Origin of the sequence: Hydrogenophaga sp. (assembly GCF_030656115.1) — a bacterium.
In the GTDB taxonomy this organism is placed as follows: Bacteria; Pseudomonadota; Gammaproteobacteria; order Burkholderiales; family Burkholderiaceae_C; genus Hydrogenophaga.
In genome coordinates this window covers 1-12,338 of the sequence record NZ_JAUSOO010000148.1, presented here as the reverse complement: position 1 = coordinate 12,338, position 12,338 = coordinate 1, and the positions used below count along the sequence as shown (strand labels likewise).

The window sequence follows — 12,338 nt, the reverse complement described above, 5'->3', positions numbered from 1 at the left end:
AAGAGCGAACCCGAAATGGGCGCACGCGGCGTCACCGCCTTCCTGATCGAAAAAGGCATGCCCGGCTTCAGCATTGCGCAGAAGCTCGACAAGCTCGGCATGCGCGGCAGCCACACCGGCGAGCTGGTGTTCCACAACGTCGAAGTGCCGGCGCAGAACATCCTGGGTGGCCTGAACATGGGCGCCAAGGTGCTGATGAGCGGGTTGGACTACGAGCGCGCCGTGCTCACCGGCGGGCCGCTGGGCATCATGCAGTCGGTCATGGACAACGTGATCCCCTACATCCACGACCGCAAGCAGTTCGGCCAGAGCATCGGTGAATTTCAGCTCATCCAGGGCAAGGTGGCCGACATGTACACCGTGCTGCAAGCGGGCCGCAGTTTCGCCTACACCGTGGCCAAGAACCTCGACCTGCTGGGCACCGAGCATGTGCGCCAGGTGCGAAAGGACTGCGCGTCCGTCATTTTGTGGACCGCCGAAAAAGCCACCTGGATGGCCGGTGAAGGCGTGCAGATTTTTGGTGGCAACGGCTACATCAACGAATACCCGCTGGGTCGGCTGTGGCGCGACGCCAAGCTGTACGAGATTGGCGCGGGCACCAGCGAAATCCGCCGCATGCTGATCGGCCGCGAGCTGTTTGCCGAGACCTGCTGAGCCGTTGGCTGAAGGGTTGGCCGCCACGGGCTTGTTCCACAATGGCGGCACCGTTTCAACACCACCGGATTTCCCCATGAGCGCCTCGCTGCAAGACCTGTTTGACCACAACCGCGAATGGGCCGCGGCCATGGTTCGCGACAAGCCCACCTTTTTCACCGACCTGCTGGCCCAGCAAAGCCCGCAGTACATGTGGATCGGCTGCTCAGACAGCCGCGTGCCCGCCAACCAGATCACCGGTCTGGCGCCGGGCGAGGTGTTTGTGCACCGCAACGTGGCCAACGTGGTGGTGCCGACCGACCTGAACTGCCTGTCCACCATCCAGTTCGCGGTGGACCAGCTCAAGGTGAAGCACCTGATGGTGGTGGGCCACTACGGCTGCGGCGGCGTGAAGGCCGCGCTGAACGACACACGCGTGGGGCTGGCCGACAACTGGCTGCGCCACATCAAGGACGTGCGCGACCGGCACGCCGCGCTGCTGGTCGCCACGGCCCCTGAACACCGGGTGGAGGTGTTGTGCGAGCTCAACGCCATTGAACAGGTGATGAACGTGGCGCAGACCACGGTGGTGCAAGACGCCTGGAGCCGCGGCCAGTCGCTCACGCTGCACGCCTGGGTGTACGCCCTGAGCGACGGCCTGTTGCGCGACATGCTCATGACCGTGGGTGGCTCCGGCGGCCTGGATGTGATCTACCAGGCGGCGCTGGCCGGTGTGGCCGCCAAGCGCCGGGGCGCATCGCTCTGACGCAACGCCCGCGCAACCTCCGCCATGTTTCCCCAGCGACTCGACTCCACCGTGGCCTACGGCATCGCCAAAGCCATGATGGATGGCTTCAACCGCCATTACCGGTTGTTCCGTACCGAGTCGGCGCGCGCCAAGCACCGTTTTGAAACCCGCGACTGGCACGGTCAGCAGCGGGCGCAGCGCGAACGCATCGAGTTTTACGACCTGCGGGTCAACGAGTGCGTGAAGCGGCTGCGCAAGGAGTTCAAGGCCGAGCAGCAGCCCATGGACGTGTGGGAGCAGGTGAAGCTGCACTACATCGGCCTGTTGGTCAACCACCACCAGCCCGAGCTGGCCGAGACGTTTTTCAACTCGGTCAGCACCAAGATTCTGCAGCGCGCCTATTTTCAGAACGACTTCATTTTTGTGCGCCCGGCGGTGTCCACCGAATACATCGAAAACGAAGAGCCGCAGGCCCGGCCCACCTACCGCTGTTACTACCCCACGGCGCAAAACATGGAGGCCGAGCTGCTGCGCATGCTGCAAGACTTTGGCCTGAGCGTGCCGTTTGAAGACCTGGCGCGCGACGCCCACCTGGTGCTGGCCGCCATGAAGCCGCAGTTTGACCATGTGAAGCTGCGTGCCAATTTCCAGTTTCAGGTGCTCTCAAGCCTGTTCTTTCGCAACAAGGGCGCCTATGTGGTCGGCAAGATCATCAACGGTTTCCAGGAGGTGCCGTTTGCGTTGGCGGTTCTGCACAGCGAGCAGGGCCAGCTCGTCATCGACGCCGCCCTGTTCGGTGAAGACGACCTGCTGATGCTGTTCAGCTTTGCGCGCGCCACCTTCATGGTGGACATGGAGATTCCGAGTGCCTACGTGCAGTTCTTGCGCGGCATGATGCCGCGCAAACCGCGCGCCGAGTTTTACAACGCGCTGGGCCTGGCCAAGCAGGGCAAGACGCTGTTTTACCGCGACTTTTTGTTCCACATGCGGCACAGCACCGACCAGTTCCGCATCGCCCCCGGCATCAAGGGCATGGTGATGCTGGTGTTTGACCTGCCCAGTTTCCCGTTCGTCTTCAAGGTCATCAAAGACTTTTACCCGCCGCAAAAAGACACCACGCGCGAGCAAATCCGTGGCAAATACCTGCTGGTCAAGCAGCACGACCGCGTGGGCCGCATGGCCGACACGCTGGAGTTTTCCGAGGTGGGTTTTCCGCGCGACCGCTTTACCGACGAGCTGATCGCCGAGATTGAAAAGTTCGCACCCAGCCAGCTGGAGATCAGCGACCGCAACGGTGACGGCCACATCGAAGTGGTGTTGAAGCATTGCTACATCGAGCGCCGCATGATCCCGCTCAACATGTACCTGCAAGAAGCCTTCGACGCCGGCCCGGATGCGGCGCGTGGGCGCGAGCAGATTGAGCGGGCGGTGGTGGAGTACGGCAACGCCATCAAAGACCTGGTGGGCGCCAACATCTTCCCCGGCGACATGCTGTGGAAAAACTTCGGCATCACGCGCCACGGCAAGGTGGTGTTTTACGACTACGACGAGATCGAATACATCACCGACTGCAACTTTCGCCGCGTGCCCGCACCGCGCAACGAAGAGGACGAAATGTCGGGCGAGGTCTGGTATTCGGTGGGCCCGCACGATGTGTTCCCCGAGACCTTTGGCCCCTTCCTGCTGGGCAACCCGATGGTGCGCGCGGTGTTCATGCAACACCACGCCGACCTGCTCGACCGCGACTTCTGGCAGTCGCAGAAAGAACGCATTGCCGCTGGCCATGTGTTCGACGTTTTCCCCTACGAGCGCGACAGGCGCTTTCACATTCAAGCCGACAAGGCCCTTCTCGATTGACCTTTTCCAAGGAGATTCCCATGACTGTTCACACCGATCCCATCGTCATCGTCGGCGCCGCCCGCACCCCCATGGGCAGCTTCCAGAGCGACTTTGCTTCCCAGTCCGCCCACGATCTGGGCGGCGTCGCGATCCAGGCGGCGGTCGAGCGCAGCGGCGTGGACAAAGCGCTGATCGACGAGGTGCTGTTTGGCAACTGCCTCATGGCCGGACAAGGCCAGGCCCCGGCACGCCAGGCCGCGCTCAAAGCCGGCTTGCCGCTCTCCGCTGGTGCGGTCACGCTGTCCAAAATGTGCGGCTCGGGCATGAAAGCCACCATGCTGGCACACGACATGCTGCTGGCCGGCAGCGCTACCGTGATGGTGTCGGGCGGCATGGAAAGCATGACCAACGCGCCTTACCTCATGCTCAAAGGCCGTGGTGGCTACCGCATGGGCCACGACAAAATTTTTGACCACATGATGCTCGACGGCCTGGAAGACGCCTACGAAGCTGGCCGCAGCATGGGCACCTTTGGCGAAGACTGCGCCGCCAAATACAGCTTCACCCGCGAACAGCAAGACGCGTTCGCCATCGCCTCGGTGACGCGCGCCAAGGCCGCCACCGAGAGCGGCGCGTTTGCCCAAGAAATCGCGCCCGTGACGGTGAAAGACCGCAGCGGCGCGCGTGTGGTGTCGGTGGACGAAGGCCCGGGCAAGGTCAAGCTCGACAAGGTCACCTCTTTGAAGCCCGCCTTCAAGAAAGACGGCACCATCACCGCCGCCAGCAGTTCGTCCATCAACGACGGTGCCGCCGCGCTGGTGCTCATGCGCGAGTCCACCGCCCTGGCGCAAGGCCTGAAGCCGCTGGCCCGCATCCAAGGCCACGCCACGCACGCACAGGAACCCAACTGGTTCGCCACCGCGCCCGTGGGCGCCACGCAGAAGCTGCTGGCCAAGACCGGCTGGAGCGTGGGCGATGTGGACCTGTGGGAGATCAACGAAGCCTTCGCTGTGGTGCCCATGGCGCTCATGACCGAGCTGTCGATCCCGCACGACAAGGTCAATGTCAACGGCGGCGCCTGCGCGCTCGGTCACCCCATTGGTGCCAGCGGTGCGCGCATTCTGGTGACGCTGCTGCACGCTTTGCAGGCGCGAGGCGGCAAGAAGGGCGTTGCCACCTTGTGCATTGGCGGCGGCGAGGCCACGGCCATGGCGATTGAGCTGGTTTGAAACAGACGGGCCGAGCATGCTGTCCCATGTCTTCGTCGGTGTGTCCGACTTTGATCGCGCCCTGCGTTTTTACAGTGCGGTCATGGCGTGTCTGGGCCACACACGGCGTTTTTGCGAGCCTGAGCGGCCATGGGCCGGTTGGCAAACGGCGGGCGGGCAGCGTCCGCTGTTCGTGATTGCGCATCCGCGCGACGGCGAAGCGCACCAACCGGGTAACGGGCAAATGACGGCCTTTATGGCCAGCAGCCGCGCTGCTGTGGACGCGGCGCACCACGAAGCACTGGCGCAGGGTGGGCGTTGCGAAGGACCGCCCGGGTTGCGCCCCGAATACCATGCCCACTACTACGGTGCCTACTTCCGGGACCCGGATGGCAACAAGCTGGCCGTGGCTTGCCACGAACCGCCATGAACGCGGGGCCGGTCATGGGCGCTCCACGCGAGACGACGCAGGTCTGGCCCGCCTGCGTGACCCGGGTGACGAGCTGCTGCGGCTGGATGTGGCGCTCTGTGGGGCTGGCGTGATCGATTCCGCCCGTGCCACCATGTCGAGCGCTGGCAAAACTTTCAAACAACCAACGAGACACACAACATGCTGCTGACCCAAGACCAATTGATGATCCGCGACGCCGTGCGCGCCTTTGCCCAGGAACAGCTCTGGCCCAACGCCGCGAAATGGGACAAGGAACACCACTTCCCGAAAGACGTGCACCAGGGTCTGGCCGAGCTGGGCGCCTATGGCATTTGCGTGCCCGAGGCGCTGGGCGGCGCGGGGCTGGACTACGTGACCCTGGCCGTGGTGCTGGAAGAAATTGCCGCCGGTGACGGTGGCACCAGCACCGTGATCTCGGTCACCAACTGCCCGGTCAACGCCATCTTGATGCGCTACGGCAACCCGCAGCAGCAAGAACAATGGCTGCGCCCGCTGGCCGCCGGGCAGATGTTGGGTGCTTTTTGCCTGACCGAGCCGCATGTGGGGTCTGACGCTTCGGCGCTGCGCACCACGGCCGTGAAAGAGGGCGGTGAGTACGTCATCCACGGCGTCAAGCAGTTCATCACCAGCGGTAAAAACGGCGACGTGGCCATTGTGATTGCCGTGACCGACAAGGGCGCGGGCAAGAAGGGCATGAGCGCCTTTATCGTGCCGACCACCGCCCCGGGTTATGTGGTGGCGCGGCTGGAAGACAAGCTGGGCCAGCACAGCAGCGACACGGCACAGATCAACTTTGACCACTGCCGCATCCCCGCCGAGAACCTGATCGGCAGTGAGGGCGAGGGCTACAAAATTGCCCTGAGCGCGCTCGAAGGCGGGCGCATCGGTATCGCTTCGCAGGCCATTGGCATGGCGCGCAGTGCGTTTGAATGTGCCGTGCAATACGCCAAGGAGCGCGAGAGCTTTGGCCAGCCCATCTTCAACCACCAGGCGGTGGGCTTTCGGCTGGCCGACATGGCCACGCAAATTGAAGCCGCGCGCGCCCTCACGCACCACGCCGCCGCCCTGCGCGATGCCGGCCAGCCCTGCCTGAAAGAGGCCGCCATGGCCAAGCTGTTCGCCAGCGAAATGGCCGAAAAAGTGTGCTCCGCTGCCATTCAGGTGTTTGGCGGCTACGGCTACGTGAGCGACTTCCCGGTCGAGCGCATTTACCGCGACGTGCGGGTGTGCCAGATTTACGAAGGCACCAGCGACGTGCAAAAGATCATCATCCAACGCGCCCTGGCTTGAGCGGGCTGGCGCGGTGGCCAGGGATGAGCCACCGCAGGCGTAAGATTCTGCCCTTATGAACATCATCATTTTGGGCGCTGGCCGCGTGGGTGAGAGCGTCGCCGAGAGCCTGGTTTCCGAACAAAACGACATCACCGTGATTGACCACGACCCGGCGCGGTTGCGGCTGCTGGAAGACCGGCTGGACCTGCGCGGCGTGGTGGGCAACGGCATTCAGCCCTCGGTGCTGCGCGAGGCTGGGGCGCAAGACGCCGACATGGTGATCGCCTGCGCCGCTGCCGACGAATCGAACCTGGTGGTGTGCAAGGTGGCGCACGACATCTTCAACGTGCCCAGCACCATTGCCCGGCTGCGCTCCCCCGAATTTCTGGAAGGCGACGAGCTGCTGGGCAAAAACGGCTTTGCCGTGGACCATGTGATCTGCCCCGAAGAGTCGGTCACGCGCTACATCCACCAGCTCATCAGCTACCCCGAGGCCTTGCAGGTGCTGGAGTTTGCCGACGGCCGCGCCAGCCTGATCGCCATGCGCGCGGCCCACGGCGGCTCCCTGGTGGGCCACACCATTGGCGAGTTCCGCGACCGCTTTCCCCATGCCGAAATGCGGGTGGTGGCGCTGTACCGGCTCGACACCGAAATGGAGGCCACCAAAACCACGCGCATTCTGGCGGGCGACGAGGTGTTTGTGCTGGCCGACACCCGCAAGATCCGCTACGTGCTCGGTGCCATTCACAACATCGACAAGCCGGTGCAGCGCCTGATGATTGCGGGCGGCGGCAAGGTGGGTCTGCGCCTGGCGCGCAGCCTGGTGGGCCAGTGCGAGGTGAAAATCATCGAGCAAGACCAAAAGCGCTGCGAATACCTGGCCAGCCAGTTGCCATCGAGCATGCTCATCCTGCATGGCGACGGGGCCGACGAAGATCTGCTGCTGGAAGAAAACGTGGGCGAGATGGACCTGTTTCTGGCGCTCACCAGCGACGACGAAGACAACATAATGTCGTCCATGCTGGCCAAACGGCTGGGGGCGGGCCGCGTCATGGCGCTCATCAACCGCCGCGCCTACGCCGACATGATGCAGGGCAGCACCATCGACATCGCCATTTCGCCGGCGCAGACCGTCATCGGCGAACTGTTGACCCACCTGCGCCGGGGCGACGTGGCGGCGGTGCACAGCCTGCGCCGGGGTGCCGCCGAAGCGCTGGAAGGCATTGCGCGCGGCGACGCGAAAACCTCCAAACTGGTGGGCCGCAAGGTGGAAGAGATCAAGCTGCCCAAGGGCACGCGCATCGGCGCCATCGTGCGCGGTGAGGGCCGCAAGTCCGAGGTGCTGATGCCGCACCACGACACGGTGATCGAAACCGACGACCACATCATCATTTTCATTCCCAACAAGCGCCTGGTGCGCGAGGTCGAAAAGCTGTTCCAGGTTGGCGCCACCTTCTTCGGTTGAACCCCATGCCGTTCCTTCGTGTGTTCCCCGTGCTCGGGGCGATCGTCATGGTGTTCGCGCTCACCTTGCTGGTTCCCTGGGGGGTCTCGGTCTGGACCCATGACGGGGCCGAGGCGGCGTACCCGCTGGCCATGCTGGTCACGTTCGCCTGTGGGCTGCTGATGCGCTCGGCGGTCTGGGCCGTGGGGCGCCATCTGGAGCTGCAGTCGCGCGACGGCATTTTGCTGGTGGGCCTGGTCTGGACGCTGCTGCCGCTCTTCGCCAGCCTGCCACTGATGCTCTATTTCTCAGGCACGGCCTCGCCCATGTCGTTCACCGACGCCTATTTCGAGGCCATGTCGGGTCTGACCACCACCGGCGCCACGGTGCTGGTGGGGCTGGACGGACTGCCGGGCTCCATCAACCTGTGGCGCTGCTTTTTGCAGTGGCTCGGCGGCATGGGCATTCTGGTGCTGGCCGTGGCGATTCTGCCGATGCTGGGTGTGGGCGGCAGCCAGTTGTTTCGGGCCGAGGCCACCGGCCCCATGAAAGACACCAAGCTCACGCCGCGCATCACCGAAACCGCCAAGGGCTTGTGGAGCGTGTATTGCCTGTTGTCACTGGCTTGCGTGCTGGCGTATTGGCTGGGGGGTATGGCGCCGCTGGACGCCTGGATGCACATGTTCTCCACCCTGAGCCTGGGTGGCCTGTCGTCGCACGACAGCAGCTTCGGCTATTTCCAGTCGCCGGCATTGGAGTGGGTCGCCATTGTGTTCATGCTGATCGCCAGCTGCAACTTTGCGCTGTATTTCGTGGCCCTCACCAAGCGCCAGCCGGGGCGCATCTGGCGCGACGCCGAGTGGCGCGGCTCGGTGGGTTTGCTGGTGGGATCGGGGGTTTTTGTGGCCGGCCTGCTGCTCGTCAAAGGCACCCAGAGCGACCCCATGGAGGCGCTGCGCATGGCCTTGTTCAATGTCATTTCCATCGGTTCCACCACCGGTTATTCCACGGTGGACTACACCCTGTGGCCGGTGTTTGCGCCGCTTTACATGATCATGCTGTCGGGCATTGCCACCAGCGCGGGCTCGACCGGCGCCGGCATCAAAATGGCGCGCATGGTCATTCTGGTCAAGCAGGCCCGGCGGGAAATGCGCCGCATCGTGCACCCCCGCGCGGTGCATCCGGTCACGCTGGGTGGCCACCCGGTGGACAACAGCACCATCTTCTCGGTGCTGGGTTTCATGCTGGTGTACGGTGGCGTGATCATCGGTCTGACCATGGTGCTGCTGCTCACCGACATGCCGTTTGACACCGCCTTCACCGCCATCGTGGCCAGCGTCAACAACATGGGCCCGGGGCTCAACGAGGTGGGCCCCGCCGGCAACTTTGCCGGGCTGACCGATTTCCAGACCTGGGTCTGTTCACTGGCCATGCTGCTGGGACGGCTGGAAATGCTGTCCTTCCTGGTGCTGTTCACCCCCGGGTTCTGGCGCAAGTAATTTCACACATGTACAGCCTGCTGCCCGTTCTCTCGGTTCTCTCGCGCATTCTGGTGGCGTTTTCCTCGGCCTTTCTGGTGCCGCTGGCCTGGGGCTGGTTTCTGGACGCGGACCACCACACCTTCATCTGGGCCAAAGGCTTTGCGATCACATTGGCCAGCGGCTTGTTGCTGTGGTGGGCCACCCGGCGGCACCGGCGCGAACTCATGCCCAAAGACGGCTTCATGCTGGTCAACCTGGTGTGGCTGGTGCTGCCCACGTATGCGGCCGTGCCACTCATGTTCACCGTGCCCGACATCACCTGGACCAAGGCCTATTTCGAGGCCATGAGCGCGCTCACCGCGACCGGTGCCACCGCGCTGTCGGGGCTGGACGATTTGCCCGTGTCGGCCAACGTCTGGCGGTGTTTTCTGCAGCTCATTGGCGGGCTGGGCATCATGCTGCTGGTGGTGGCGGTGCTGCCTTTGCTGGGGCTGGGCGGCTTGCAGCTCTACAAGGCCGAAACGCCGGGGCCCATGAAAGACACCAAATTCACCCCCCGCATTGCCGAAACCGCGCGCGGGCTCTGGGGCGTGTATTTCCTGTTTTCCGGGGCGTGTTTTCTGGCCTACCGCTGGGCCGGCATGGACTGGGCCGACGCCTTCATGCACATGTGCACCACCATGGGCTTGGGCGGATTTTCGTCGCACGATGCCAGCCTGGGCCACTTCAATTCACCCGCCATCGAATGGGTGGCGGTGGTGTTCATGGCGCTCGCCGGCATCAGCTTCATGCGCTATTTCATCGTGTTGCGCAGCCGTTCGCTGAGACCGCTCACCAGCGACCGCGAAATCAGGACCTACTTTGCCGTGCTGCTGGGTTCCATTGCGCTCATTGCCATGCTGCTGCTGGCGCACAGCGTGTACGACGACTTGTTTGAGGCCTTGCGCGCCAGTGCCTTTCACGTGCTGTCGCTGGCCACCACCACCGGGTATGCGGCCACCGACTATTCGTTGTGGCCGGTGTTTGCACCGGTGTTGCTGCTGTTTCTGGGGTCTTTTGTGTCTTGCGCCGGTTCCACCGGTGGCGGTATCAAGATGGTGCGCATGATTTTGCTCATCAAGCAGGCGCGGCGCGAGCTGGTGCGCATCATCCATCCGCGCGTGGTGAACCCCGTCACGCTGGGCGGCGCTGTCATTCCCATGTCGGTCATGACGGCCGTGCTCGGCTTCATGCTCATTTACGGCGCCACCATCATGGGCTTGACCATGGTGTTGCTGTTCACCGGGCTGGACATCGTGACCGCGTTTTCTGCCGTGGTTGCCACGGTCAACAACATTGGCCCAGGTCTGGGTGCGGTCGGGCCGGCCGGCAACTTTGGGGGGTTGCATCCCTTTCAAATCTGGGTGCTGACCTTTGCCATGCTGCTCGGTCGCCTGGAGTTGCTGACGGTGCTGGTGCTGTTCACCGCGCATTTCTGGAGAAAATGAGTCCACCCCTGCGCCGCGCCTGCGGCGCGTCATCCCCTCAAAGGGGTGATGCACTTCTCGCCGGCTGCGTGTCGGCTGTCGCGTCGATAAACTGCCCGTATCAACAGGAGACTTTCATGCCGATCACCAAAGGATTTCGAGCACTGGTGGACGAAGCCACCGCGCAGATCACCACCTACACCGTGGCGCAGGTTTGTGAGCGTTTAGGCGCCGACCCAAGCCTGCAAGTCGTGGACATTCGCGATGTGCGCGAGCTGGAGCGCGAGGGCACGGTGCCGGGTGCTTTGCACGCGCCGCGCGGCATGCTGGAGTTTTGGGTGGACCCCGAATCGCCGTATTACAAGCCCGTGTTTGGCGACGAAAGCAAAGAGTTCGTGCTGTTTTGCGGCGCGGGCTGGCGCAGTGCGCTGGCCACCCAGGCGCTGCAACACATGGGCATGACCAACGTGGCCCACATCGACGGTGGCTTTGCCGAATGGCTGAAGCAGAGCGCGCCCACCGAAACGCTGGAGGCACACAAGGCGCGCAGCAAGGCGGCCCGGGCGTGACGCTGGCCTGCCCTTGCGGGCGGGTGGATGCCCGCGGAAAAGCCTGCACTTTCCCGGCCTGCTGTGGCCGCTTTCTGGACCACGACACGCCCGCCCCCGACGCCGAACACCTCATGCGTTCGCGCTACAGCGCCTTTGTGCTGGGCCGGGTGGACTATCTGGCCGCCAGCTGGCACGCCAGCTCCCGGCCTGCTGATCTGGCCTTGGAGCCTGGCGTGAAATGGCTGGGGCTGGCGGTGAAAAACCACCGCGCCATCGATGCCGAGCATGCCGAAGTCGAGTTTGTGGCGCGCTCGCGTGTGGCCGGGCGCGGCCAGCGCTTGCACGAAAACAGCCGCTTCGTGCGCGAGGGCGGGCGCTGGTGGTATGTGGATGGAGACCTGAAATGAGCGAACGGTTTGATGCTGTGTTGTTCGACTGCGATGGCGTGCTGGTGGACAGCGAGCCCATCACCAACGGTGTGCTGCGCCAGATGCTCAACGAGGCCGGCTGGGCCTTGAGCCAGGCCGAGTGCATGCAGATTTTTATTGGGAAGGCGGTGCGCGACGAGCGTGCCCGCATTGAGCTGGAAACCGGCCGCCCGCTCACCGAAGACTGGATGCGCGCCTTTTACGCCCGGCGCGACCAGCGCCTGCGCGCCGAACTGCGGGCCATGGACGGTGCGCTGCACGCCGTGGTGGCCGCACACACGCACACGGCGGGCCGCATCGCCTGCGCCTCGGGCGCCGACCGGCCCAAAGTGGTGATGCAGATCGGCATGGCCGGCATGTCGCCGTACTTTGAAGACCGCATCTTCAGCGGCCACGACATGCCACGCTCCAAACCCGCGCCCGATGTGTACCTGGCCGCCGCCGCCCACCTGGGAGCCGACCCGACGCGCTGCCTGGTGATTGAAGACACGGCCACCGGCGCACGCGCCGGGCTGGACGCTGGCGCCACCGTATGGGGCTATTGCCCCGAAGGCCATGGCCGCGCGTTTGCCGGTTTGCCGGTGGCGCGGGTGTTGCACCACATGGATGAACTGGCGCGCTTCTGGCCGGCTTGATGCGGGTCTGCAAACCATGAAAAAAAGGGCCCGATAGGCCCTTTTTTCATGTGCGCCCAGCATGGGCGCACTCCTGCGGGTGCAAGTCCCGCCGCAAGTTGACCAAGACGAGCGAAGCGAAGCGCAACCGCATGAGGGCGACCGAGTGTGGGAAGGAAGCGTGGAGCGCAAATCATGAGCCG

General features: G+C 64.1%; 12 protein-coding genes. All 12 read left to right on the top strand.

The genetic code is table 11. From position 1 onward, the window contains the following. Positions 1-654 (top strand): acyl-CoA dehydrogenase family protein (locus tag Q7J58_RS19725; RefSeq protein WP_304831411.1); only part of this gene is annotated, 654 nt, incomplete at its 5' end. 76 nt (positions 655-730) lie between these two features. Beyond that, entirely contained in the window at positions 731-1,399 is a 669-nt protein-coding gene (can, locus tag Q7J58_RS19720; protein ID WP_304831410.1) for a carbonate dehydratase, read from the top strand. 24 nt (positions 1,400-1,423) lie between these two features. Continuing rightward, positions 1,424-3,238, top strand: a complete 1,815-nt coding sequence (aceK, locus tag Q7J58_RS19715) for a bifunctional isocitrate dehydrogenase kinase/phosphatase (RefSeq protein ID WP_304831409.1) — start codon at positions 1,424-1,426, stop codon at positions 3,236-3,238. Positions 3,239-3,258: 20 nt separating this feature from the next. Next, the gene (locus Q7J58_RS19710) at positions 3,259-4,449 is read left to right on the top strand and encodes an acetyl-CoA C-acyltransferase (protein ID WP_304831408.1); all 1,191 of its coding nucleotides are present in this window, start codon (positions 3,259-3,261) and stop codon (positions 4,447-4,449) included. Between the two features lie 16 nt (positions 4,450-4,465). Beyond that, positions 4,466-4,858 (top strand): VOC family protein, encoded by a 393-nt coding sequence (locus Q7J58_RS19705; protein WP_304831407.1) that lies wholly within the window; start codon positions 4,466-4,468, stop codon positions 4,856-4,858. A 180-nt stretch (positions 4,859-5,038) separates the two neighbouring features. Then, positions 5,039-6,169, top strand: coding sequence for an acyl-CoA dehydrogenase family protein (locus Q7J58_RS19700; RefSeq protein WP_304831406.1), 1,131 nt, complete (start codon positions 5,039-5,041; stop codon positions 6,167-6,169). 55 nt (positions 6,170-6,224) lie between these two features. Beyond that, entirely contained in the window at positions 6,225-7,616 is a 1,392-nt protein-coding gene (gene trkA, locus Q7J58_RS19695; protein ID WP_304831404.1) for a Trk system potassium transporter TrkA, read from the top strand. 5 nt (positions 7,617-7,621) lie between these two features. Further along, a complete protein-coding gene (locus Q7J58_RS19690; protein ID WP_304831403.1) occupies positions 7,622-9,094 on the top strand; it encodes a potassium transporter TrkG in 1,473 nt (490 codons plus the stop codon). A gap of 8 nt (positions 9,095-9,102) precedes the next feature. Next, positions 9,103-10,563 (top strand): potassium transporter TrkG, encoded by a 1,461-nt coding sequence (locus Q7J58_RS19685; RefSeq protein WP_304831401.1) that lies wholly within the window; start codon positions 9,103-9,105, stop codon positions 10,561-10,563. Positions 10,564-10,679: 116 nt separating this feature from the next. After that, positions 10,680-11,111 carry a rhodanese-like domain-containing protein gene (locus Q7J58_RS19680; protein ID WP_304831399.1) on the top strand — a complete coding sequence of 144 codons (432 nt, stop codon included), beginning with the start codon at positions 10,680-10,682 and terminating at the stop codon, positions 11,109-11,111. Further along, a complete protein-coding gene (locus Q7J58_RS19675; RefSeq protein ID WP_304831397.1) occupies positions 11,108-11,500 on the top strand; it encodes a YchJ family metal-binding protein in 393 nt (130 codons plus the stop codon). Before Q7J58_RS19680 ends, Q7J58_RS19675 begins: the two co-directional genes overlap by 4 nt. Next, positions 11,497-12,156 (top strand): HAD family phosphatase, encoded by a 660-nt coding sequence (locus Q7J58_RS19670; RefSeq protein ID WP_304831395.1) that lies wholly within the window; start codon positions 11,497-11,499, stop codon positions 12,154-12,156. The genes Q7J58_RS19675 and Q7J58_RS19670 overlap by 4 nt, the downstream gene beginning before the upstream one ends. Positions 12,157-12,338: the final 182 nt, after the last annotated feature.